Origin of the sequence: Arthrobacter yangruifuii, assembly GCF_009192775.1 — a bacterium.
GTDB classification, from domain to species: domain Bacteria; phylum Actinomycetota; class Actinomycetes; order Actinomycetales; family Micrococcaceae; genus Arthrobacter_B; species Arthrobacter_B yangruifuii.
On the sequence record NZ_VTFX01000002.1, the window covers coordinates 14909 to 40967 of the forward strand.

Here is a 26059-nt window from a genome sequence, read left to right on the forward strand (position 1 = left end):
GGCTTTTAGTAATGGGGGATATGGGAGATGCGGCTTCAGTTGCTGACGCATTCCTATTCGCCGGAGCACAGCCCTCCCCAGCGCCGCTGGACACAGTTCAACCGGTATTTCCGCAGCCTTGGCTGGGACATTGATGTCATCACCCCCGTGGCCCACGCCCCGCACGGGCGGCGCACCCTGCCGAAACGCGAAGCCGGGCGCCCCTTCCGCCGGGACACCGGCCGGTTCGGCGAACGCATCCTCCGGGTCCCTTATCTCTGGCACCGCACCACCCGGCTCGGGCGGCTGCTTGACCACTGCTTCAGCGCAGCAGCCTCCGTGGCGGCGGGAGTGATGACGCGCCGCCCCGACGCCGTGATCGTCACGGTTCCGAGCCTTCCCATCCTGGGGGCCGGGTACCTGGTGTCGCGGCTGCGGCGCGTTCCGTTTGTGGTGGATATGCGCGATGCCTGGCCCGATATCGCCCGCGACGCCCGGATAGTCAGGGGGAGCGCCAAGAGCGTGACGGAACGCGCCGTGGTGACGTTCCAGGAACGGGCGGACCTGGTGGTGACGGTCACGTACGGCTTCGCCGCCACTCTGCGCGACCGCGGGTTGAAAAACGTGGCCACGGTGGTGAACGGCGTGGATATTTCCGTGCGGGAGCTGCTGCCTCCGCCGCCCGAAGACCGGGACCGGCTGAACGTGCTGTATCTGGGCAACCACGGCGAAAGCCAGCGGCTGGACCTGGTGGTGCGGGCTGCCGCCCTGGCCCGTGACTACGTACGGCTGACCATGGTGGGGCACGGCGTGCAGCGGCGGGAACTCATGGCACTGGCCAAGGAACTGGACGCGCCGGTCACCTTCCACGGCCCGGCACGCCGCCGCGAAGTCATGGAGCACTACCGGGAAGCGGATACCTGTGTCATTTCCCTGCGGGATGACTGGAAATCCTTTGAAACCACCATTCCGTCCAAAACGTATGAGGTATTGGCGGTAGGCCGGCATGTCACTGGCATTGTCCGCGGCGAAGCCCGCACCATTATTGAAGAAGCGAATGCCGGCGACGTCGTTGATTCCTCGGCCGGAGCCATTGCCCAGCTGTGGAAGGAGCTGCACGCGGACCGCTCGCGGCTGCTGACCGGTACCAACGGCAGGGACTGGGTGCAGGACAACGCCAACCTCGACGCACTCTCCGCGGCATACGCGGACCTCCTGCGGAGCGTGGCGGCGGGACCGGCCGCGTGAGCGCCCTGAGATACGTCCGCAGTGCTGCCCTTGCCGCCGGCACCGTCCTGGAACACCTGGGTGATGACCCCGTGGTCCTGACGCTTCAGGTGTCCCGGCGGCTGCCTGCGCGGGTGGTGCATCCGCTGGCGGCCGGTGCCGGGCGAATCGCCGGGCAAAGCTTCCTGGGCCCGCTGGCAGCATTCGTCCGCGGCGATGCCCCGGCCCTGTCCGGCGCCCTGGCCGCAGCTGCTGCGCCGGGCGGGACTCCCGGCAGCCGGCAGGCACTCCGCCTGGCGGACGTTGCCGTTGCGGCAGGTTTTCCCCAGGAAGCCCGGCAACTGCTTGCGCAGGTACGCCCCGGAACCAAAGGGTTGCCGGGCACCGTGGCCCGCAGCCGGTGGCACGCCGGGGACATGAGCGGCGCCGTCGATGCCCTCTCCAACACGCGCGGTGCCGAGCGGCGGCAGCAGCGGCGGCTGGCATCCGAGCTGGCCGTGTTCCAGGGCTGGCGGCCCCGGCTCGATCCCGTCCAGGCCTACACCGCGGATCCCGCAACGGTGCTGCACGTGCTCACCAATTCCCTGCCCCACACCGGCAGCGGCTACGCGCAGCGGAGCCATTCCATCCTGAAGGCGCAGCACGAGCTGGGCTGGAACGTCCATGCCGTCACCCGCCCCGGATATCCCGTCCAGGTGGGGCGGCTCCTCGCCGGGGACCGGGACCGGATTGACGGCGTGACTTACCACCGGATCCTGCCGGCACGGCTTCCTTTCGGCATGCAGGGACGGCTGCAGCTGCAGGCGGAACGGACACTGGCCCTGGCCCTGGAGGTGCGGCCGGCGGTTCTGCATACCACCACGCACTTCGTCAACGGGCTGGTGACCGCCGCCGTCGCCGAAGCCCTTGGTATTCCATGGATCTATGAGGTCCGCGGGCAGCTGGCGGATACATGGGCCTCGACCCGCCCCGCGGAGGCCCGGCAGAGTGAGAGGTACCTGCTCTTCCGGGAACGGGAAGCCGACGTCATGAAGCGGGCGGCCCTGGTGCCCACCCTCGGAACCGTGATGGCCGAACAGATTGCCGGCAGCGGGGTACCGCGGGACCGGATCCGCCTGCTCCCGAACGCCGTAGGGGAGGGATACCTCGACACGCCGGTGGCGGCAGCACAGGCCCGCCGCGCGCTTGGACTGGACCCGGACACTGAAATGATCGGAACGGTCAGCAGTCTGGTTGACTATGAGGGGCTGGATGACCTCATCACAGCCTTCGGTCTGGTCGCTGGCCGGCAGCGGCACCTCAAGTGCCTGATTGTGGGGGACGGGGCAGCGGCGCCCCGGTTGAAAGCGCTGGCTGCAGAGCTGGGAGTGGCGGACCGGGTAATCTTCACCGGCCGCGTTCCCCGTGCGCAGGCCCATTTGTACCATCAGGCAATCGACGTTTTTGTTGTGCCTCGGAAGGATTTAGACGTGACACGAGCGGTAACCCCGCTGAAACCGGTGGAGGCCATGGCTTCCGCCCGGCCCGTAATAGCGAGCGACCTCCCTGCCCTGGGGGAACTGGTCCGGCACGGCGGGAACGGGCTTTTGGTCCGGCCTTCGGACCCGGAGCATCTCGCCGAGGCAATTACTTCACTGATGTCCGACGCCGGCCGGCGGGCCCGGCTCGGGTCCAACGGCCGCACCCATGTGCTCGCCACCCGCACCTGGGGATCCGCGGCTGAACAGACCGTCCGGTGGTACCGAAGCCTCGCGTCATCAGGAGCAGCCTAATGGCCCGGACCAGGGAGGACACGTCTGCCGCGGTCCAGCCCCTTTCCGTGGACATCAGGGGACTGCAGCGCGTGGGCGCACGTCCGGGCTTTGTCGACTACCTCGTCCAGGTGTGGAACTACCGGCATTTCATCGCCTATGACGCTCGGTCACGGGTGCAGAGCGGGAACCGCAGGGACCGACTGGGCAGCGCCTGGCTGGTCCTGAACCCGATCCTGAACGGATTGACCTATTTCCTGATCTTCGGCCTGCTGTTGAAAACCGGCAACGGGATCGACAATTTCATCGGCTACCTGGTCATCGGCGTTTTCCTCTTCCAGTTCAGCTCCCGGGCCATCACCAACGGCGCCCGGTCCATCCAGCAGAACCGTGCCGTGATCCAGGCCTTCAGTTTCCCGCGGGCCACCCTGCCCATTTCGGTGAACCTGCGCGAGCTCCTGGCCAACATTCCCGTGCTGATTGTGATGATGCTGCTGGTCCTCCTCGTGCCGCCCACCGAGGAGATCACCTGGTGCTGGCTGCTGGTCATCCCCGCGCTGGCCCTGCAGTGGATCTTCAACCTGGGGGTGGGACTGATCCTGGCCCGGGTGATTTCCAAGGTCAATGACGTAGTCCACCTGCTGAGTTTCACCCTGCGGGCCTGGATGTACGCCAGTGCCGTGTTCTACAGCTATGACCGTTTCATCGACCAGCCGGTCATGCTGAAGATCCTCGAACTGAACCCCCTGTTCCAGGTCCTGGACATTGTGCGGGACTGCCTGCTCTACGCAACTGTTCCCTCCTGGCAGTCCTGGGCCGTCCTGAGCTGCTGGGCGTTGGGTGCGCTCGCCGTGGGCGCCGTGTACTTCTGGCGGGCGGAGGAAACCTATGGACGCGCCTGAACACTGCCTCGCAGAGGATCCCTGCGTCGTCATCGACAAAGTGAGTATGAGTTACCGGGTGGCGTCAAGCGAAGCCGTCCCGGGCAGCGGTGCCGGCGGCTTGCTGCGCCGCATCATGGGCAAACCCAACCTGGTGACGGTCCACGCCCTGAACCCGATGTCGCTGGTGGCGGTCCGGGGCGAGTCCGTCGGCATTGTCGGACGCAACGGTTCCGGCAAAAGCACCCTGATGAAATTGATCAACGGCCAGGTCACACCGGACACCGGGGCTGTCTACGCCTCCAGCACGCCCATCATGCTCGGAGTCAACGCCGCCCTTGTCCCCGAACTTCCGGGGGACCACAACGTGGTGCTGGGTTGCCTGGCGATGGGGCTGACCTATGACGAGATTGCCGAGCGGTATGAGTCCATTGTGGAACTCTCCGGCCTGGAAAAAGCCATCCACCTGCCCATGCGCTCGTATTCCTCCGGAATGTCCTCCCGCCTCCGTTTTGCCATCGCGGCCAGCATCGACCCGGAGATCCTGCTTATTGATGAAGCACTCAACACGGGCGACGCCCAGTTTGCGGACCGCAGCCGGAGGCGGATGGACGAACTGCGGGAGAACGCCGGCTGTGTTTTCCTCGTCAGCCACAGCCTCGAAACTATCCTGGATATGTGTTCACGGGTGGTGTGGATGGATAAGGGGGATCTCCTGATGGACGGAGACCCCCGGGAAGTGGTGACGGCCTACAAGGACTTCACCCGCCACCTGTCCAAGGGAAACAACATCAGCGCGGAGAAAATCCGTGAAGAGGCCATGCTCGCCCTCACGGTCACGCGTATCCGGGAACGGTCCACCGGACGCCGCAGCGTAAGGGTCCAGTAAATGGCGTCCCTGCAGGATCTTCGTACCGGTCTCTGGCACCTGCGTGCGGGCGGGCCGGCGGAGTTGCGCGAATGGAAAGTGCGGCGGGCGGCCGAACGGGGGTTCGCCGACCCCGCAAACGCCCGCGGCGTGGAAGCCGGCTGGATAGGCCGCGGTGCGAAACGGCGCCTGTCCATTCCCGCGGCCGCCGTTCCAGGCCGTCCGCCGCGGCGCAGCGACCTGAAAGTCGGTGTCATTCTCGACGAGTTTTCCGCCGCAGCCTTCGCCTTCGAGTGGCACACCGTGGCGCTGGATCCGGAGAGCTGGCAGCAGCAGCTCACCGACCAGGCCGTGGACCTGGTTTTCGTGGAGTCCTCCTGGGCCGGCAACAGCCGGCTCTGGCGCGGAAAACTGGCCGGCCCCGCCGGCCCCGCCGCCGCCCTCGTGGACCTATTGGCCTACAGCCGCAGCCAGGGCATCCCCACCGTCTTCTGGAATAAGGAGGATCCGCCGCACTACGAGGATTTCCTCCCTGCCGCGGCGCTGTTTGATCATGTGTTCACCTCCGATGTCCGCCGGGTGGAGCACTACCGGCGGGACCTGGGCCATGACAATATCGGCGTCCTCCCGTTTGCTGCCCAGCCGGCCATTCACAACCCGGCACGGCCCAAGCACGGCCGCCATTCCCGGGACGTTGGTTTCGCCGGGATGTATTTCGCGCACAAATACCCGGAGCGGCGTCAGCAGATGGACATGCTCCTGGGCGGGGCGATGGACGCGAAGCTGCCCCTTGGCCTGGAAATCTTCTCCCGCAAGCTCGGCGGGGACCCCAACTACCAGTTCCCGGCACCGCTGGACTCCAGGGTGGTCGGCTCGCTGTCCTATCCGCAGATGCTCTCTGCCTATAAGGCCTACAAAGTATTCCTGAACGTCAACTCGGTGGTGGATTCCCCCAGCATGTGTGCCCGGAGGATCTTCGAGATCAGCGCGGCCGGCACCCCCGTGATCAGCACGCCCAGCGACGCGGTGGAGCAGTTCTTCACACCGGATGAGGTTCCCGTTGCCTCCACCCGGGAAGAAGCGGCGGCACTAACCGGCGGCCTGGTCCGCAATGCCGAATTCAATGACCGCACCGTTCACCGGGCCCAGCGCAGAATCTGGTCCGCCCATACCTATACCCACCGGGCGGAAACCATTGTGGCCGCCGCGGTGCCGCTGAAGTCCCGTCCCGTGACCCGTCCCACGGTGTCAGCCCTGGTGCCGACCATCCGCCCGCACCAGCTGGAGAACGTCTTCCGGACCCTCGCCGCCCAGCAGGACGTGGACGTGGAGCTGGTCCTGCTGACACACGGTTTTGTCCTCGCGCCGGAACGGCTGCAGGAGCTCCAGGCTGCCTCCGGTCTGCGGAAGGTCCGGCTGCTGACGGCCGGCGCCGAGGTGTCCCTGGGGGAGTGCCTGAACCGCTGCGTCCGGGCGGCGTCCGGCGAGGTGGTTGCCAAGATGGACGACGACGACCATTACGGTCCGCGCTACCTCAGCGACCAGCTGTACGCCCTGGAGTATTCCGGGGCCGATGTGGTGGGCAAACAGGCCCACTACATGCATCTGCGCAGTTCCAACGCCGTCCTCCTGCGCTTCGGCCACCGCGAACACCGGTACACGGACTTCGTGATGGGACCGACCATCGTCACCCGCCGCACCCTTGCCCTGGACCTGCCTTTCCCGTCACTGGGGCTGGGCGAGGACACGGGCTTCCTGAAGCAGGCCGCCGCCGCCGGAAAACGGATCTACTCGGCGGACCGCTTCAACTATTACCAGGTCCGTGAAGCAGACGGACATACGTGGAAGGTCGATGATGCCACTTTGCTGGCGTCGGGCGACCTTCGATTCTATGGGGAACCAAATGAACACACAGACATATAGTCCCGGAGGAACCACCACGGGAATCTCGACCGTCGCCGTCATCGGCCTGGGCTACATCGGCCTGCCGACCGCCGCCATCCTCGCGGGTAAAGGGCTGCACGTGATCGGCGTCGACGTTAATCCGTACACCGTGGAGGCCGTGAACGAAGGCCGCGTGCCGTTTGTGGAACCGGATCTGGGAGTCCAGGTGGCCGGCGCCGTTAGCCAGGGGCACTTGGTTGCCCAGTCGGCCACCCCTCGCGCCGACGCGTACATTGTGGCCGTCCCCACCCCCTTCAAAGCCGACAAGAGCGCCGACCTGGTCTATGTGGAGCAGGCAGCACGGAACATCGCCCCCCGGATCCAGCCGGGCAACCTGGTGATCCTGGAATCCACCTCGCCCCCCGGAACCACCCAGCGGCTGGCGGACGTCATCCTGTCCCTGCGCCCCGACCTGGCGGCGGAGGCCAACGGCGGCAAGGCAGCAGTGCTCTTCGCCCACTGTCCCGAGCGGGTACTGCCCGGCCGCATCATGATCGAGCTGGTCACCAATGACCGCATCATCGGCGGACTGACTCCCGAAGCCGCGACGGCGGCCGCCGCCCTCTACAGCACCTTCTGCCAGGGCGGCATCCACCTGACCGACGCTGCCACCGCCGAAATGGCCAAACTGGTGGAAAACGCGTACCGGGACGTCAATATTGCCTTCGCCAACGAACTGTCCGTGATCAGCGGCAACCTCGGCATCGACGTGTGGAACCTGATCGACCTGGCCAACCACCACCCGCGCGTGAACATCCTGCAGCCGGGGCCCGGGGTTGGGGGACACTGCATTGCGGTGGATCCCTGGTTCATCGTGTCCGCCGACCCGGAAAACTCCAAGCTCATCCGCACCGCACGTGAAGTCAATGACGCCAAGCCGGACCACGTGGTGGCCGCCGTGGAGTCCGCGATCGCTGGACAGACAGCACCCACCATCACTGCCCTGGGCCTGGCGTTCAAAGCCAACGTGGATGACGTGCGTGAGTCACCCGCTGTGGAGATTGTGCGGCGGCTCGCGGACCGCAACCCGGGTGCCCGGATCATGGTGGGCACTCCGTTCCACGAGCCAAACCTGCCGGACGCACTGGCGGGCCTGGGGAACGTGTCCCTGACCGGCACCGATGCCGCGTTGGAGGCTGCCGACGTCGTTGTCCTCTTGGTGGATCACGATGCGTTCCGGGAGATTACCCCCGCGCAGCTGAGCGGCAAGAAGATTGTGGACACCCGGGGATTCTGGCGGAGCTGATATGCCGAAAGCTTCCGCCCGTGCCCGGAACGGCCTGGCCGGTGCCCTGCACCCGGCGCTGCGGGCACGGCTCCGCCGCCTTGCCGCGCCGGGGGCCGGTGCAGCGGGGGCCGGGCTGCTGAGCGTTGTGGTGCCCATGTACAACGTTGCTCCGTACCTGGAGCGTTGCCTGAACAGCCTCGTGACGCAGAGCTACCGGGACCTGGAAATTCTCCTGGTGGATGACGGATCCACGGACGGGACGGCGGCCCTTGCCGCCGGTTACGCCCGGCATGACCGCCGGATCCGGCTGCTGAAGCTTCCGCACGGCGGCAACGGGCGGGCACGCAACGAGGGAATCCGAGCGGCCACGGGCCGGTTCCTCACCTTCGCTGACGCGGACGACGTCGTACCCTCCGACGCCTATGCCGCCATGGTGGCGTCCCTGGCCCGCAGCGGGTCGGAGTTCTGCGTGGGGTCCTACGGCCGGATCCGCGGGAGCAAACGCACACCCGTCCGCTTGGCCGAGCGGATCCATTCCGAGCCGCGCACGGGAATCCGCCTGGCTGAGTGCCCCGGGGCGATCGATGATGTGTTCCTGTGGAACAAGGTGTTTGTCCGGGACTTCTGGAACCGCTGCGTCGGCTCCATCCCTGAAGGCATCCGGTACGAGGACCAGGAAACCACCGCCCGCGCCTACCTGCGCGCTTCCGCTTTCGACATCCTGAGCCCGGTGGTCTACTGGTGGCGGATTCGGGAGGACGGCTCCTCCCTCACGCAGGCAAAGCACCTGCTCGAAGACCTACAGGACAGGCTGAGCGTGGCCCGGGACGTCACCGCACTGTTTTCCGCCGAAGGATCGGACCCGGTGCGCGAACACTGGTACCGGCGGCTGCTGGGGGCTGACCTGATCCCGTATATCGAACAGGTGCCCGATGCGTCGGACGCGTTCTGGGACCTGCTGCGCGACGGGATGCGGGAGCTCTACCCGGCCGGGGAGGCGCACCTGTCCCGGATCGATCCGCAGTCCCGGGTGCTGCTGTACCTGGCCGCGGGCGGCCACCGCGAGGATATCCGGCGTGCCGTGGTGGACCGGATCAACAACGGCACCGCCAGCCCGCTGGCCTTCGACGGCGGACGGATCTTCGCGGAGCCGCCGCTGCTTTCCGCTCTGGAGACGGCTGTGCCGCGGGACCTGCTGGAGGTTCATCCCGGCGACCTCGAGCTGGTTGCCGTACTGAAGAAACCGGTGCTGACGTTATCCGAAACGGATCAGCTGCCGGGCCAGGGCACCGCCACCGTGCGCGGCCATGCCCATATCCGCAATGCGGATCTGCGTACCAGCACTATGACGCTGACCGTTCAGACACCCGCCGGCCCCGCAGCGGTGCGCCGGTCTTCCGATCCGGAGATTGATCTGCTGTCAGGGGACCGGAACTGCAGCTACGCGGACTCGGCCTTTGCCGTGGAGCTGCCGCTGCCGCTGCCGGAGGAGTTGACCCTGCGGGCCGAGATCGCCGGCCACGTGGTGGAGCAGGCGCTGCGGGTTCCGGGCGCTGCCCGCGAAGGCGCCGGTCCGTCGGCGTCGCCCGGCACGCCGGTGGTCACCGGGTTTGCCGCCCGGCCCGACGACGGCGGCGCCCTGCAGATCGATGTGGCAGGTGCCCCGGCCGGTGCTTCCTTTGCACTCGCAACCGCACGGTTCCGGCTTCCTGCCGACGTCACCCCTCAGCCCGGCGGGATGCTGCGGCTCCGGTTGCCGCTGGCAACCACCCGGTGGGGCAACGCCCTGCCCGCGCCGCCGTCGGGCTCCTACACCCTGCGCTGGCGTGCCGACGGGGGAGAGGCAGGCCCCGGAGACCCGGCGGTGGCGGTGACCGCCGATGCCGCCGGCCGGTTTGTCTCCGGCCTGCTGCCGTCCGCGCGCGTCCGCGGCCTGCGCACGGACGCCGGCGCCATGGCCGTCAGTATCGGTGCACCGCTGGCCGATACCGAAACCGGTACGTTCCACCAGTACCGGCTCCGGCGGGAAGCATTCGGCTCCGGGACCGCACCAGCCCTGACGCCGGGCATCTTCTTTGAGAGCTTCGGCGGGACTGGCTGCACCGACAGCCCCCGGGCCGTCTCCGACTATCTGGCTTCCACCGGCTTCGGGGAACCGCTGTACTGGTCCGTGGCAGACCGGTCCGTGCCGGTGCCGGATTATGCCGTGCCGCTGCTGCAGGGATCGGCCGAGTGGTACGCGCGGCTTGCCTCGACGCGGATCCTGGTGAACAACAACAACTTTCCCTGGTACTTCCGTAAGACCCCGGGCCAGTTCTATCTGCAGACCTGGCACGGGACCCCGCTGAAGAAGATCGGCGTAGACATACCCCAGCATCTGCTTGCGCTCTCCTACCGGGACCTGATGGCCCGCGAAGCCCAGTGGTGGGACCTGTTGCTGGCACAGAACGACTTTGCGGCGGGCGTGCTTCCGAAAGCGCTGGGGTACACGGGCGAGGTGCTGACGGCCGGATATCCGCGCAATGACGCGCTGCAGCACCCGGATGCGGGGGAGACCCGGAACCGTGTGCGGACCCTGCTCGGGGTGGCACCGCATCAGAAAGTGCTGCTGTACGCGCCCACCTGGCGGGACCGTGCGCGGGACGGCGCCGGGCGGTCCGATTGGGTGGGGTTCCTGGACGTGGCCGAGGCCAGCCGCCGGCTGGGCCCGGACTACGTATTCCTGATCCGCGGGCACCACAACGTGGCCGGCCAGCGCCGGATCGACGAGCACTCCGCGGCGATTGACGTCACCGACTACCCGGAGGTCAACGACTTGTACCTTGCGTCCGACGCGCTGGTGACCGACTATTCGTCGGCAGTCTTCGACTACGGGGTGCTGGGCAGGCCCATCTATCTGCTGGCTCCGGACCTGGCGGACTACCGGAGAACCCGGGGACTGTATCTGGAGCCGGACAGTGTTCCGCACATTGCTGCATGGGTGACGACGACGGCGGACCTCGCAGCTGCGGTGAAGCGCGCTCAACCGGCGGCCGGCGCTCAGCCGGCGGTATCTTCCGAGCAGTTTGTAGCTGCCTATCCGGGAACGTCGGCTGAAGTGACCGCCGGCGCGCTCCGGGCAGCTGCCCCCGTCCATTCAAACAATGCACCAGGAGAAACACCTGCCGAGTCGGTGTCTTCAATCTGTCACCGCCACCGCAATTAGTCAGAGCAAAGCGTGTCCCAGATTCCATGGGGCGGCGGACACCAACGGCATCCCCAGTCCCATCGCACTTTTCGATCTTCAAGCAATTCATGTATGCACTTTTGTTAGTTGGTTTCTGGGTAAGATATGTCTATGAGGATTGCGATGAAACATATCAGGCCCATGCTGGTGGAACACCGAATATTTCTCGGCGGCCCCGGAGTGACGACGTTCGAGGAGAGTGGGAGAACGTATAAGGATGATGTGATGATCGACATTCCATCGGGCGTAATTATGGAGCCTTACTCGACCTATTATGCGGGCAGTGCCGTGCAGATGGTCACCATGGGGTCCTTCTCGTATATTCTCAGTCGCATGCACGCATCGGTAAGCATCGGACGTTACACGTCCATCGCACTTGGTGTACGGGTTATGGGAAACAGGCACCCTTTGGAAAGGGTTTCCACGAGCCCCTCGTTTTACAAGAATGGTCTTGTGATGAAAACGTATCAAGCTGATAACGGTGTCACCTCGACCTTTGAACCGTTTGACGAGAAGATTGATCCAATTACTATTGGTAATGATGTGTGGATTGGGGAAAATGTAACGTTGGCCCACGGTGTAACTATCGGCGATGGTGCCGTGGTAGCCGCCAACTCCGTAGTCACAAAAGATGTGGCGCCGTTTGCTGTTGTCGGGGGCGTTCCTGCGCGGAAGATAAAAGACCGTTTCTCACATTCGATAATCGCCAAACTTGAAGAACTCCAATGGTGGCGGTATTCTCCAGAGTCATTGTCGGGTCTCGATTTAATAGATCCTGAGAACTTTTGCGTGAAATTGGCTGATGGCATTGCTTCGGATCAAATCATTCCCTATGTTCCGCCCGGCGTTCTTACTTATGAAGACTTCGAAAGTTTACGGCCGTGAATCGGATACCGTTGCGGCGTGTTTCGGAGGGGCCGAACTCGTTGCTTGCGGCAGCGATACGCCGGTTGACGTACGGCCGGGGTGCGGTCCGACAGATTAGCGCTGTCTATTGGCGGCACGCCTTGGCCTCACATGACAAACTGCGATGAGGTGGGTTTCCTGGATACGGGCTCTTGCGAGTACGACCATTCCGGAGCAGGCATGATTCCATCGTTCAGCGCACGATTGTAGCGGTGTCACGCTGATCCCGCTGCGGTCCACCGTCCTACTAACTGGAGACCCATTGTGGCTAAGGGCCAATTTTCCCTCGTCGTCGCTCTGTACAACGTAGCTGAGTACGTGCCGACGTTTCTGAAGTCCCTGGAAGCGCAGACGTATCCGGTGCAGGATCTGGACATTGTGGTGATTGACGACGGCTCTACCGACGAGTCGCCTGCCCTCGTGGCGCAGTGGGCTCAGGGACGGGCGAATGTTCGTTTGGTCAGGAAAACCAACGGCGGACCCGGATCCGCGCGTAACGCCGGCCTGGATCTGGTGACCAATGCCTGGGTGACTTTCTGCGACCCGGATGATGCCTTCCACCCCCGGTATTTTGAACGGATCGCGGACTTTATCACCCGTGACACGCAGCAGTCGGCGCAGATGCTTGCCGGACGGTTGGTCCAGTTCAATGACGTGTCCCTGAAGACGTCACAGGGGCACCTGCTCAACCGGAAATTCCGTCTCGGGGATCAGCTGGTGGACCTGGACCTCAACCCGGAAAACATCCACATGCATGGGCCCACGACCTTCCTTCGCCGAGAGGTCATTGAGGCGCACAACCTTCGCTTTGATGAACGGATCCGGCCGAAGTTTGAAGACGCCAACCTGATCGGCCGGTACCTCGCGGCGGTCGAACGCCCTGTCCTTGGGCTGGTAGCGTCTGCCAGCTACTACTACCGCCGCCAGCGCAGCAGCGGTGCGTCACTGGTGCAGGGCACCTGGGGTGATCCGCGGGCCTACAGCGACCTGCCGGAACACGGCTGGCTGGGAATGCTGGAAGCAACCCGCCGCAGCAGAGGCCGGGTTCCGCATTGGGCACAGTACATGGTGCTTTACGACCTGGTGTGGTTCTACATAGATGACAAACGGATGCACAGTGACACCGGCTCTGCCACACCGGATCAGCAGGCGAACATGCACCGTCTGCTGGAGAAGATCGTCGCGCTGATCGACCAGGAGGTTATCGATACCTTCAGCGTGGTGAGCCAGGGATGGCTGTTCCACAACATCCTGCGCTCGTACTACAAAGGTCTGCGGGATGCTGAACTGCCGGTCCTGGAGGGAATCACCGAGCCGGAACAGCGGGTAACCACTTACCACTACCTCTTTCAGGGCCCCGTTCCGGTGGAGGAGTTTGCGGTGGACGGTGTTCCCCTGGCGCCCGTCTCCGCAAAGGTCATGGAACACCGGGTGCTGGGGCGGGTGCTTATCCGCGAACGGATCCTCGTGCTGCCCGCGGGAGAAGAAACCCGGATTCGGCTCGACGGAAAGCCTGCGCTCATCACCACGGACCGGGGTGTTCCGTTGCAGGCCGGGCGCACACCCGAACCTGCACCGTACCTTCAGCTGGAGGCCAGCCGGGCGGCGCGCCGTCGGACGTTGCCGGTCCGAGCCGGCAGGGTAACCGGGCGACTGTCCAAGGCACGTGCCGGCCTCACGGTGCGGCGGGTTCTGACAGGGCAATCGCGTTCCCGGACGGCTGCTGAGGCGGCAACCCGGGTCCTCCGGCGTCGGATCAACAGTGTCAAAGCCAGGCGGTCAACTGCGGCAGACCAGGCGTTGATCCGCGCGGCACAGACTGAAGAAATCCGGTCGCGGTATAAGGATGCCTGGCTGCTCATGGACCGGATTGACCGGGCCGATGATAATGCCGAGCACCTCTACCGGTACCTGATGAAGCACCGCCCGGAGATCAATGCCTTCTTCGTCATCAGCAAGGAGTGTCCGGACTGGGCTCGGCTGGAAGCCGAAGGGTTCCGCCTGGTCCCGTACGGTTCGGACGAATCGGTACTTCTCTTCCTGAACTCCGCCTACAAACTGTCCTCGCACGCCAACTGGAATGTCGAATACCCAGTGAGCCGTAAACGCTTCGGTGATGGTACGGCGAAATTCGTTTATCTTCAGCACGGTGTCATCAAGGACGATATGTCCCGTTGGATCAACGGCAAGAATGTCGCCGTGATGGTGACCAGCACCCGGGGGGAACACGAATCCATTGCCGGGGACAACAGCGTTTACCGGCTCTCGAACCAGCAGGCCAAGCTCACCGGCCTGCCCCGCTTCGATGCACTCCACTCGGCTTCGCTTCGGAATCCTGTAGCGGAGCGCTGCAATGTCCTGATCGCCCCCACGTGGCGCCAGTATGTGAAGAAGGTCATCGAGGTCTGTCCAAGCCCCGCGGAAGCCGCCGAGGCCTTTGAATCGACCGAGTTCGGGTCGACCTGGATGGCGTTGCTGCGGTCCCCGGAGTTGAAGGAACTCTGCCTCAGCCAGGGCCTCAACGTTCTCTTTATGCCCCATCCGGAGTTCGAATTCGTGGTGCCGTATCTGGATCTCCCGGATTACGTGCAGGCTGTCAGGTACAGGGATGTGAGTGTCCAGGACGAACTGGTCAGGGCGCACACCATGATCACGGACCATTCCTCAATTGCCTTTGACGCCGCCTATGCCGGCAGCAACCTCATTTACATGCAGTTCGACGGCGATGAGATCTTCCGCGGCAAGCATGTGTACCGCAAGGGTTACTTTGACTACGCCCAGCAGGGTTTCGGGCCGGTGACAGAGGATGTCAGCGGGGCATTGCAGGAACTCGAACGCGTGATTGCCCGAGGCATGGTGCGCGAACAACGCTACGAGGACCGGGTGCGGAACACCTTTCCGTTCTGGGATTCCCAATCGTGTGCGCGGATTACCGCGGCTGTTGAGAATCTGGGACGCCCCTGGAACGAGCAGGTGTCCCTGGAGGAACTGCAAGGCGCGGACGGTCAGACCACATGAAGAGCACGCGTTGGCTTAAGCGCGGAATGAAAGGGCTGCTGCAGCGGGCTGAGGCGACAGCAGCGGCAGGGCCGGCACCGGTGGTGGACCTGGGGGAGCCGGCACCTGCAGTATGGCCCGCTCCGGAGGCGGTGCCCGCCCCGGTTCGGGATCCCGCAGCGCTGGGCAGGTGGTTGGAGGAACTGCGGTCTCATGCCGCTGTCGTCGACTCCGATGCTCCCGAAACGGCGGCGAGGCAGTGGTACGCACAGCGCCTAATCGAGCTGATGCCCCATGTCGAAGCCCTGCAGCACAGCGGCGATGAGCATTTTGCGCTCCTGCAGAAGTTCGTTTCCACAGTGGTCCAGGGGACGGACGGGCAGGAGGTCCTGGCGGCAGTCGGCGTTCACGAACGGGTGATGCTCGCGTTGACGGCCGAGGGACGGCGCAGTGATCTCCTGGTGGTTCTCGCGGATCTGCAGGATCACGGCAGGAGTTATCCAACGGCACCGACAACCGACGCAACGGCGGCCGGCCAGCTGGCAGCAGAGCCGGGGTATCTTCCGTTGCTGCCAGGACCCGTTGAACCCGGGCTGCTGAGCCTGGCCCCGGTTGACCTGCCGGTCACTGCGCGGTTGACCCGGTTCGAATGGGCAGGAGACGGAATCCTGATTATCGGGGGATGGGCCTTTCTTCCGGGCCTTGATCCAGAAGAGTGTGACCTGGACCTGGAACTCCGGCAGCAAGGGGCGGGAGCTGTCACAGCGCTCGCCGTTCGCAGGGAGCAGGACCCGGGCATCGACACCGCTGCCGCGGACCGCTGGCGTTCCTACGCCGCGGCGGGGTTCAGCGTTTCGGTGGATACACGTACTCTTGCCGGCCTGGGACAGCCGGGTGGAGCAGGGGAATGGTCGCTGCAGGTGACCCTGCGGACGGGTGGCGGATTCTCCGCCTCCGATGTGGTCCGGATCCGCGACATCGATCGGGTGCCGCGACGCTTTCCGGTGGGGCCGCCGGTGAGTACCCGCACCCGGGTGATCGGATTGATGGATGCGGCCCAAGGGCTTCGGCTCAAAACCGTCCGGTATTCGTGCGCTGCGTCCATCTGTGAAGTTGAGGGGTCTACGGTGACGGTGGGTTTCGCCGACCCGGACGACGTCCTGCCCTTGGCGCTGTACCTGGAGGCACCCGGCGAATCCCGGCTGGAGTTCCGGCGGGAAACTTCCGGAACGCGGTTTACCGTCGATGCGTCCCCCCTGACGGCAGCCGTTCCCGCCGGAGGCAAGGAGAAACGCTGGACACTTCAGGCACTGCTGCCCAACGGGAGGACGGAGCCGGTGGGATGGGCCGGGTCGGGAACGGGGCTGGCAGACGTCTCCGATCCGTCGGCAGCCCTGCGTGCGGAGTGCACCGGGTACGGGTACCTCCAGTTGTCGCTGCGCACGGAGCGCGTGACGCTGAGCCAGGCCCGGACGGACGGCGCCGCCCTCATCCTGGAAGGGTGGGTGGACCGGCTCCCCGGCTCCCCGGCTCCGGTGCTGCCTGAACTGATGCTGAGGACCGCCCGCAATGAGGTCCTGCCGTCTTCCACGTGCTGGCTGGATGAGTCCGGCCGCTTCCAAACGGTGTTTCCCCTTCTGCAGGACAAATGGGGATACGGTGTCTCCGCGTTAGAGCAAGGGCATTACCGGGTGCTCCGCTATACAGGCGGCGCCGCGACGGCACGGGTACCCGCACTTGGGCACTTGCTCACGGACCTGCCGCTGCACTTCCAGCACGAGCTGTTGAGTCTCGAAATGGTGGGGGAGGGCAACGAGCAGGACCTGGTGCTGCGTGTGGGTGTCCCTCGAACAACGGCCGAACAAACCGTCCTGGCCCGGAGCAGGGCCGTTGCGGCCTACTCCCAAACCGCTGAGCCCGTGGACTCCGGCGTTGTTCTGTTTGAGACCTTCGACGGCAAATCCTGTTCCGACAGCGGACGGGGCATCAGTGACTGCCTCGGAGACCGGGCCCCGGAACTGCAGCGCTTCTGGACTGTTGCGGACTTCTCTGTACCGGTCCCCGCGGGCTGCATCCCCGTATTGAGGGAAAGCGCGGCATGGTTTCGGCTGCTCGCAACCGCTGGGTATCTGGTCAACAACAACAACTTTCCGCACTACTTCCGCAAACGCCCGGGGCAGTTCTACCTGCAGACCTGGCACGGAACACCGTTGAAACGCGTCGGTGCTGACACCCCCATTGCCGGCACAACCGCCTCTTACCGGGCACTCATTGCACGGGAAGCGGCCAGCTGGGACATACTGCTCACACAGAATGAATTCGCTGCCGAGACTTTGGCCGCTGCCTTCAGCTATTGGGGCGAGCCTGCGGTTTTTGGGTATCCGCGCAACGATGCCTTGGCAGCGGCGACAGCATTCACCCGGAGGGCAGAGGCACGGCAGAGGCTGGGAATCGCGGACGGCCGCCAGGTGCTGCTCTACGTTCCCACCTGGCGGGACAACGGAGGGTCAGCGAATCCCTATCTGGATTTCGAGACCGCCACGGCAGGGCTGGGAGAGGATTATGTGTTGCTCTACCGGGGGCACCACAAGTTTGCTGCCCGGCGGAAAACTACCGGGCAGAACCATTATGTGGACGTCACCGCATATCCGGAGATCAATGACCTCTATCTTGCAGCCGACCTGCTGGTCACTGACTACTCCTCGGCCATGTTCGATTTTTGCGTCACAGGTAAACCGATGTATTTCCTGACTCCGGACCTTACCCAGTACCGCGACTCCGAACGGGGTTTCTACTTTGATTTCGAGAGCCAGGCGCCCGGCCCCTTGGTTGTGACCACGGAGGATCTGGTGACCGCAATTCTGGACAATGCGGCTGCCCGGACCTCGTATGCAGGCCGATACCGGGATTTTGTCCACCGATATGCGCCGGCGGATGACGGCGCTGCGGCTGCCCGCGTTGTTGATGCGGTATGGGGCTAAGCGGAAGGATCGACGGTGTTTGACACTTGACCAGGCCATGGCCCGAGAGATGTGTGCTGCGGTGCCCTTACGAAACTGATGCCTGTGATTCACCCTTTGTTCATATTCCGCGTATCCTGTAGCCGGGGGACCGCTGGATTGATAATTGGCGGCGTGCAGCAGGGGAGCTGCAAGTACTTGTAGGGTATTTCCCTCAAGACGTATCTCCGACTGACAGGACATCAAATGACCGTGCAAGCCGTTATTCTCGCCGCCGGAATGGGAACCAGGCTTGCCCGGCCGCATCCCAAATCCCTGACTCAGTTGGACGATGGACGGACCATCATGACGCAGCAGGTGGAGAACCTCCGGGCTGCCTTCGGGGAAGAACTCCGGCTAACAATCGTTGTGGGCTATAAGCTCGAGCAGATTTTGGAACATGTCCCTGATGCTTCCTTCGTTTACAACGAAGCCTTTGACCAGACCAACACGTCGAAGAGTCTGCTGAAAGCCCTGCGGAATTCTGCTGACGGCGGCGTGCTTTGGATGAACGGGGACGTGGTCTTCGATCCAGCCATATTGGACTTTCTTCGTTCCCATATTGAAGCGGATCGTTCCTTCGTCTCTGTTGATACTTCGTCCGTCTCCGATGAGGAAGTGAAGTACACCGTCGATGGCGATGGATACGTAGCTCAGCTTTCGAAAACCGTACCTGCAGCTCTTGGTGAAGCCGTCGGGATCAACTTTGTTTCCTCGCACGACAAGAGGAAGCTCATCGAGCGCCTCTTTGAGGTTGACGATCAGGACTACTTCGAACGGGCCATGGAGAAGACGATTGAGGCTGACGGCTCCAAATATTTACCTGCAGATATTGGTCAGTATTACGCCGTTGAGGTCGATTTTGCCGCCGATTTAGTACGCGCCAACGAAGAGTTGACGAATGCTTCCATAGCCGTACGCTAAGTGCCAAAAGTTGTGTTCACCTAAATACGCGGAATACAGACTGCAATCGATTTATCTATATTTACTAGGAGTACCATGCTCGGATGGCAGGCCGCCTACGCGAAAGCACGAAGTGATGAGAAAAAGGGTAAGTGGGACTCTGCCATCCAGATATACTCCTCACTCATCCGCCATGGAGAAGATGAGAACCCTAGGGTCGTATTTCGCCTCGGGCATGCCTTGTTTCGGCGCGATCGGTTAGAGGAAGCTGCCCAGTACCTGGAGCGCGCCGTCTCCTTGGAACCGGGGAACGCCAACTGGCACTATCGGTTGGGATTCGTCCTAGAGCGACAAAAAAGTTATGCCAGTGCGATTCTTCATTACGACGCAGCGCTCGAAATCGACCCTACACAGACCAAGTGGCAAGATCGCAAGCTGAAGTGTGCTGCGCACATTGACAACCAGCAACGTGCTGTGCGTACATCGGAACTCAATGACGTGATGGGTAGTAACGGGCCCGATTGGGAACGATTGGACCTGTTGGAAGCCGGCTATGACGTCCACCAATCGGATAAGAACTGGTTGAAGAGTCTGGCCGCGGCACGTTTCCGCATGCTGCGGTATGAAGGGGCTGCAGAGCTGTACACAGAGGTAGTAGAGCTCGACCCTTTGGACGCCGAGTCCCACTTCATGCGGGGATGGGCGTGGCAGAAGTGCGGGCGTACCGTGATAGCTGATAAATGCTTCGCTCGTGCCTCGGAGCTCGATACCCGGCATGACGCAAAAAGCTTTGGTGTTGGCGGTTTCTATCAGAGCAGAGGCCAATGGCGGCTTGCAGCGGAGGCATATGTTAGTGAATTGAGGGTCCAACCCGAGAATCCGGAACTCAACTTTCGGGCGGGAATGGCCCTGCAAAAAATTTACGCTTGGAAAGAATCCGAACGGTATCTAGCCCGGGCAGTGGTGCTGAATCCCGCAGTTCCACAGTGGCACTACCGCCGCGGTTTGTCCTTCGAGCGCCTCGGCGAGATGCACCAGGCCGCCGCCAGTTACGCCGAGGCTGCGAGTAGATCGAATGGCAAGAATCCCTACTGGTCTTACCGCCTAGGCGAGGTGCGAGCGGCTATGGGAGATTACGAGGGCGCTTGCGATGCCTATCGGGAGTCGTACACACCTCCTAAGGCCTCTGACCTGGACCAAATGAGCGACGCAGGTAATGCTCGGAACGATTATGACGAGAACCTGCTGCATCAGACATTGCTGGAAGCCCTATCCAGCCAATCGGGGAGCCTCTGCTATATTCTCGGGCGTAAAGCCGAAGCCCTAGGGAAGTTGACAGTGGCTGAAGACGCATACAGAGCAGCGCTTGCTAGGCTGGAAGAACACTCTTCAGAAGTCCATTACCGCCTCGGACGGGTCTTGGATGGGCAACATAAATGGCGCGAAGGTGCGGAAGTCTATTCAAATGTCAGGATATTCAAGCGACCCTTCGGTGTGGATGTAGCGCCATACTTAAAGTCGGCAAGTTCCAAAAAATCCATGACATATTTGGAGTACGCCGAAACCGTTCGGATTGAAGACCGTGTTGTTCTATACGAGAGCAGCCACGGTGTATCCGTCTCGTGTAACCCGCTGGCGATTTACAGACAACTGATTGCGGACCCTCGCTTCGAGGGATTCACCCATGTTTGGGTTTTGAACGAAAAGCGCCGTATACCCGCGGAAATGCGCGATCGGCCGGACGTCATATTCATATCGAGAGAATCTGATTTATATCTCCGCTATATCGCATCAGCAAAATATCTTATCAACAACAACACATTCCCTCCGTACTTCGTTCGCCGTGTTGGGCAGTACTACCTGAACACCTGGCATGGGACTCCGATTAAGACACTCGGGCGTGATATCAAGAGCGGCGTAATGGACCACAAAAACGCTGCGCGGAATTTTCTCCAGGCAACGCACATGGTATTCCCAAACAAGTTCACTGCCGACTGCCAAATGGATAAATACGATGTTGCGAACCTCTATGCCGGCGAGTTAGCGCTAACCGGGTATCCGCGGAATGATGTACTTGCGGTACCCGATATAGTCGCCAATGAGGGTCTCCGTGAACGCCTAGGTATTCCTTTTGACAAAAAGGTTGTCCTCTATGCCCCGACTTGGCGCGGAACTCTCGCCAGTAAGAACTTGGACGAGACGCGGTTGGCCGAGGATCTAGATTCCTTTAGCAGTGATGAATGGCATTTTCTGTATCGAGGACATTCGGTTAACGATGGCTCAATTTCGGGATCCTATACCGACCTCTACAGCGTTCCCGGGGATATTGATACCAACGACCTTTTGGCGATCGTTGACGTCCTTGTGACGGATTACTCGAGCATTATGTTCGACTTCATGGCTACCCACAAACCTATCGTTTACTATGCCTATGACCTCGAGCAGTATCAATCGGAACGGGGCCTGTACTTCGACTTGAACGACATGGGCGGTTTCCTGTGCGAGGACGTGGATAGCGCGCTTTCCGCGATTCGCTCTGCAGTACTTGGCGTCTCTGCCCGCAGCGTTAGTGCTCCATTCGTACAGGAACTGGTTCGACTGGAGCAGGGCCAGTCCGCACGACGTGCAGTCGAGTTCTTCTTCTTCGGGAGCACCGAGTTTAAGCTTGCGGCGAGTGGTGACGGCCGGGCAAATGCGCTCTTCTATGCGGGATCATTCATTCCAAACGGCGTGACGGCTTCATATCTGAACTTAGTAAGTCAGTTGCCGGATGATAAATGGAACTTCCATACCGTGGTTGATCCCGTCGCTGTCGCGTCCGAACCAGGTCGGCAAGCCAAATTCAATGCCAATCCGGCCCATATCCGAGCCATCGGAAGAGTGGGGACCCATCTTGTGACTCCAGAGGAGCGGTGGGTTATAGACAAGTTCAATACACAGCACGATCTTGATAGCGAAGAGTTATGGGATATATACCACCGTGCCCATCGCCGGGAATTTGTGCGAATATTTGGCCATGCAGAGTTTGATGCCATAATCTGCTTCGAGGGATATGCCAGATTCTGGGCATCCCTTTTAGGGGCACCTTATATTGCGCCAAAAGTATCTTCTATATACCTGCACAGTGTGATGGGCCAAGAATGGAAACAGCGTTTCCCCTACCTTGAAGGCGTATTCCGGATTTATGACCGGTATGACCAACTTCTCTCGGTTAGCGAGAGCGCTTCCGAGGTGAATGAACGCGATCTGGTTCGGCGTTTTGATCTTCACACGAAGACATTCAAGTATGTTAACAATCTTCTTAACCCAACCGAGGTTATTCACGCTGCCGCAGATCCTTTGGATGAGGACATTGAACGGTGGATGCACCCGGACTACAAAACTTTTGTATCCGTGGGGAGACTGTCGCCGGAGAAGGGACACCTGAAACTTCTGGAGGCATTTGCTGTTGTTGTCCGCAAATGTCCAGAAGCTAGGCTGATCATAGTGGGCGATGGTCCCATGAAGACCAGGATCGTAGACGCGATCGAGCGGCTTGCTATATCGGACAATGTATTGATGGCCGGAATGCGCACGAATCCGTATCCTATCGTTGACAGGGGCGACTTCTTCGTCTTTGCATCAGAGTATGAAGGTCAGGGAATTGCAGTTCTGGAAGCACTTATTCTCGGCAAGCCTGTAATTTCCACCGATGTCGTCGGTCCCAAAAGCATCTTGAAAGGCGATTACGGACTCCTCGTTGAGAACACCCGTGATGGCCTAGCTCGGGGAATGATTCAATTTATCGAAAACAATCCCGTGTACCGTGCGTTTGACTACGAGACATACCTGAAGGAAGGGATTGGAAAGTTCACCAGGCTGGCTCTGGGGGAATTGGAACGCTAAAATCCATGAGCTCCGGTGACGCTGTAGGTTCCGTAAGGCCACCTATAGCGTCACCGGAGCTATTCGTGGATGCTCTCCTCGTCAACAGTCGGTAGCCAGTAGGGCGTTTTAGCGACGCTGTCTCCGTCTGGCTTGTAAAAAGGCTTCGCTCGGGATAGGTGAGGGCGCTCCCACGCAATGTCACGACGTACAACTTTTGCCGGCACGCCAGCTGCTACGCAGTTATTCGGGACTATTCCTTTTAGAACTGCGCCAAAGCCTATGACTGAGCCGCTCCCTATCTTGGAACCTCCCAGAACCACGGCTCGCTTTGCAAGCCATACATGGTTTCCGATGATGATGTCACGGGACAAGTTAACTCGCTTTCCGGTATTGACATCGAAGATGGGATGCGCGTCGTCGGCCCTTATCTCGTTCTCACTTGCTATCATTACGTCGTTACCGATGGTGACGGTTGTTCCCTCTACAGCGGAAATGACGCATGTGGCAGTAGTGGATACGTTGGCTCCCACCTTCACTTCTGAGTCCTGGCCGACCCGTATGAAAGCGGTAAAGGGTGCTACGGACCTGCTGGGCCCGATCTCTAGAATGCCGTTATCGCAGTCGAACATAACTGTGAAACGTCCCAATCGGGCTTGATCTGAAACTATTAGCCGGTTGTTTGATCCCGTGAATTCTATGCTAATGCCAGTGCTGATTGTCGGACCATTGTATATGATCTGATTCTGACGCTCATCGCTGTAATAGCCAAGCGTCGATATGCGTGTCATGTCGCCTCCTCGAGAACCATGGGTCTGCACAGATGTTTCATGGTCATAATTTCCCCTTTATACGCTTACAGGCAATTGTTCCGGCTGAGCACCGTTTTTGAAAACGTTCCTGTAGCTCGAGACCAAGTGGCCGATGTCGATAGCGTGTCGCGCACCCCCGGCCTCGGAGGCAAGGTGGCCCGCAAGAACGGTACCCGTGGGACCTAGGGCAATAAGGTAAACCTGGTTGTTGTCGGAACGTTTTCCGATGCGATCCTTTAACGCTTCCAGCGTGAAATATGCGTCTGTCGGTTCCGAATCGATTCGTTCGATACTGGCCACGTTGTCAAATAGTTCGGGTATCGGATCGAACCTAGATCCTCGGCCGGTGATGATGCATACATCCTTGTCCTGCCAAACGCTTCGCCAAGCGGCGACAGCGGCTAGGCCATGGCGCTGGAAAAAGATAGGACGAGACACGTGGGTATTTCCCCACTGTGCCTTTGAGGACTCAAGCAGAGGTTTCAGCTCATGCCATGTCTCCGCCCAAATTCCCATCCAAAGGCGAGTGGTGTACACGGTGGGCATAGCCTGGAGAAATGAAGAAGAACTATCGTCATAGGTCAAAAGTAGTTTACGTAAGTCGTCCGCCAGTGTGGGTGTGTACTTTTGGAATGTAACGTCAAACTCGGGCTGCAGCATAATCTTGATTTCGCCGTCCCCCCATCTACCGAGGGACTTGCCTTCTGCAACTGCGGCGACCGTTTCCATCATAGTCATCTGTCGGGATTGAATTATCCGATCGACCTCGATCAGCGTCTCTCGCATTGCGATTCGTCCCAAGACGTGCAGCATATTCGTCTGTTCGACACTTTGAGTGCGAATTTGGGTCAATTCACGTGTTTGTTTCTTCAATTCGATGTTTTGTTCGACCATCAGCTCAGCGAGCTTCGCGAGCAATGCTGAGTCAGGGTTGGTATTCATTGACAAGCTATCTCCCTATGTAAATTCGCTTAAAGGTATGTTCCATGGCGCTCTAATTTGATCATGATCATCTTGAGTGCACTTACGCTTCGTTGTGCGGCGGTGCCGTCCCCGTACGGGGTGATTGCTTCAGCCAGTGATTTGAAGTGTGTTTCGTCGTGCAGCAGGCGGTCGACTTCGAACACAATCCGGTCCTCGTCCGTCCCGATGAGTTTCACCACGCCGGCCTCGACGGCCTCGGGACGTTCCGTGTTTTCCCGCATCACCAACACCGGCTTCCCCAGGCTCGGCGCCTCCTCCTGGACTCCACCGGAATCCGTCAGGATGACGTGCGCCAGGGACAGCAACCGGGTGAACTCCCCGTATTCGAGGGGTTCGGTCACCAGGATGTTCCCGGCAGAACCCAGATAGGGGAGAACAGCCTCGCGCACGGCGGGGTTTCGATGGATCGGCAGGACGATGGTCAGATCCGGTTCGGCCGCGGCAATGCGGGCCAGGGCCCGGCCAATGCCCTGCATCGCCTCGCCTTGATTTTCACGCCGGTGGGTGGTCACCAGCAGGATCCTTCGGCCTGAAGATGCCAAGGCCTCCAACTGGGGATCCACAAAGGGGAGTTGTTTCTGCACGGTGGTCAGCAGAGCGTCAATGACGGTATTTCCGGTGACGACAATGTTCTCGGCTTTAATGTTCTCGGCCAGCAGGTTGGCGCGGCTCGTTTCCGTCGGCGCCAGATGCAGGCTGGCGATCTGGGAGGTGATTTTGCGGTTGCCCTCTTCCGGGAAGGGGGACAGCGGGTTGCCGCTGCGTAGCCCTGCTTCCACATGGACCACGGGGATTCCGCAATTGAAGGCCGCAAGTGCGGCGGCAGTGGAGGTGGTGGTGTCGCCCTGAACCACTACAACGTCCGGCCGGTTCACGGCAAAAAGTTTATCCAGCCCGCTGATGGTCCGGATGAGGATCTCATTGAGTGACTGGCCGGGTTCGAAGATATTCAGGTCATGGTCCGGTGTGATACCGAATAGCTGGTTTACCTGGTCCAGCATTGTGCGGTGCTGCCCCGTCACCGTGACAAAGCACTCCAGACCGGGGGTCCGCTGCAGCTCAGCGATAATCGGTGCCATCTTGATGGCCTCGGGACGGGTCCCGTAGATAGGCATAATGACTGGCAAAAGAAACCCCTAGTAAGACTGTAAAGATGCCGTGAATTCACCTACCCTATGCCAAAACGTCAAATTTTTGTGTGTGAACAATATTGTTTGTCAACCGAACAGGACCAGCAGCGTCACCAAACTAGGTACAACCAGGCAGGTAAAGGCCACCAAAGAGAGGGCGACCCGCCGCTGCCGGCGGTATTCCGCGCTCCGGACGCCCTTGACCCCCACTGGCCTCCCTCGGCCATCCGAATGCACCCGTAGCGAAGGTTCTGTCCGGCCCGCAGCATGGCCATCTGCCGCCGGCGCGGGAGCCTTCGTTGGGCCGGCTGCCGGGTTCAGGTGCCGGGCAGCGGCAATATCCGGATAGCGGGAATTGGG

The 26059-nt window shown here is 61.4% G+C and carries 15 protein-coding genes; 12 read left to right on the forward strand and 3 right to left on the reverse strand.

Going from position 1 to position 26059, the window contains the following annotated elements:
- The first annotated feature begins 27 nt into the window (after positions 1 to 27).
- The 12 genes from GD627_RS06125 (at position 28) to GD627_RS06180 (ending at position 22794) form a co-directional block, all read left to right on the forward strand.
- Positions 28 to 1227: a glycosyltransferase family 4 protein gene (locus GD627_RS06125; protein ID WP_152271805.1), complete on the forward strand. Its 1200-nt coding sequence runs from the start codon at positions 28 to 30 to the stop codon at positions 1225 to 1227.
- The gene (locus GD627_RS06130) at positions 1224 to 2978 is read left to right on the forward strand and encodes a glycosyltransferase family 4 protein (RefSeq protein WP_152271806.1); all 1755 of its coding nucleotides are present in this window, start codon (positions 1224 to 1226) and stop codon (positions 2976 to 2978) included. Before GD627_RS06125 ends, GD627_RS06130 begins: the two co-directional genes overlap by 4 nt.
- A complete protein-coding gene (locus GD627_RS06135; protein WP_152271807.1) occupies positions 2978 to 3859 on the forward strand; it encodes an ABC transporter permease in 882 nt (293 codons plus the stop codon). Before GD627_RS06130 ends, GD627_RS06135 begins: the two co-directional genes overlap by 1 nt.
- Before the next feature lie 157 nt (positions 3860 to 4016).
- The gene (locus GD627_RS06140; RefSeq protein WP_425481892.1) at positions 4017 to 4727 is read left to right on the forward strand and encodes an ABC transporter ATP-binding protein; all 711 of its coding nucleotides are present in this window, start codon (positions 4017 to 4019) and stop codon (positions 4725 to 4727) included.
- Positions 4728 to 6629 (forward strand): glycosyltransferase family protein, encoded by a 1902-nt coding sequence (locus GD627_RS06145; RefSeq protein WP_152271808.1) that lies wholly within the window; start codon positions 4728 to 4730, stop codon positions 6627 to 6629. It abuts the gene before it with no gap.
- Entirely contained in the window at positions 6610 to 7896 is a 1287-nt protein-coding gene (gene wecC / locus GD627_RS06150) for a UDP-N-acetyl-D-mannosamine dehydrogenase (protein WP_152271809.1), read from the forward strand. The genes GD627_RS06145 and wecC overlap by 20 nt, the downstream gene beginning before the upstream one ends.
- A gap of 1 nt (position 7897) precedes the next feature.
- Positions 7898 to 11083 (forward strand): bifunctional glycosyltransferase/CDP-glycerol:glycerophosphate glycerophosphotransferase, encoded by a 3186-nt coding sequence (locus GD627_RS06155; RefSeq protein WP_152271810.1) that lies wholly within the window; start codon positions 7898 to 7900, stop codon positions 11081 to 11083.
- Between the two features lie 132 nt (positions 11084 to 11215).
- A complete protein-coding gene (locus GD627_RS06160) occupies positions 11216 to 11989 on the forward strand; it encodes a CatB-related O-acetyltransferase (protein ID WP_194265984.1) in 774 nt (257 codons plus the stop codon).
- Between the two features lie 285 nt (positions 11990 to 12274).
- Positions 12275 to 15028, forward strand: a complete 2754-nt coding sequence (locus GD627_RS06165; RefSeq protein WP_152271812.1) for a bifunctional glycosyltransferase/CDP-glycerol:glycerophosphate glycerophosphotransferase — start codon at positions 12275 to 12277, stop codon at positions 15026 to 15028.
- Positions 15025 to 17988 carry a CDP-glycerol glycerophosphotransferase family protein gene (locus tag GD627_RS06170; protein WP_152271813.1) on the forward strand — a complete coding sequence of 988 codons (2964 nt, stop codon included), beginning with the start codon at positions 15025 to 15027 and terminating at the stop codon, positions 17986 to 17988. The genes GD627_RS06165 and GD627_RS06170 overlap by 4 nt, the downstream gene beginning before the upstream one ends.
- A gap of 225 nt (positions 17989 to 18213) precedes the next feature.
- A complete protein-coding gene (locus tag GD627_RS06175) occupies positions 18214 to 18930 on the forward strand; it encodes a phosphocholine cytidylyltransferase family protein (RefSeq protein WP_152271814.1) in 717 nt (238 codons plus the stop codon).
- 75 nt (positions 18931 to 19005) lie between these two features.
- The gene (locus GD627_RS06180; RefSeq protein WP_152271815.1) at positions 19006 to 22794 is read left to right on the forward strand and encodes a CDP-glycerol glycerophosphotransferase family protein; all 3789 of its coding nucleotides are present in this window, start codon (positions 19006 to 19008) and stop codon (positions 22792 to 22794) included.
- 59 nt (positions 22795 to 22853) lie between these two features.
- Here GD627_RS06180 and GD627_RS06185 read toward each other — a convergent pair whose 3' ends face one another.
- The 3 genes from GD627_RS06185 to wecB are packed head-to-tail and all read right to left on the reverse strand — an operon-like array spanning position 22854 to position 25684.
- A complete protein-coding gene (locus GD627_RS06185) occupies positions 22854 to 23564 on the reverse strand; it encodes an acyltransferase (protein WP_152271816.1) in 711 nt (236 codons plus the stop codon).
- Positions 23565 to 23621: 57 nt separating this feature from the next.
- Positions 23622 to 24527, reverse strand: a complete 906-nt coding sequence (locus tag GD627_RS06190; RefSeq protein WP_152271817.1) for a GT-D fold domain-containing glycosyltransferase — start codon at positions 24525 to 24527, stop codon at positions 23622 to 23624.
- Positions 24528 to 24556: 29 nt separating this feature from the next.
- Entirely contained in the window at positions 24557 to 25684 is a 1128-nt protein-coding gene (gene wecB, locus GD627_RS06195) for a non-hydrolyzing UDP-N-acetylglucosamine 2-epimerase (protein ID WP_281349978.1), read from the reverse strand.
- Between the last annotated feature and the right edge of the window lie 375 nt (positions 25685 to 26059).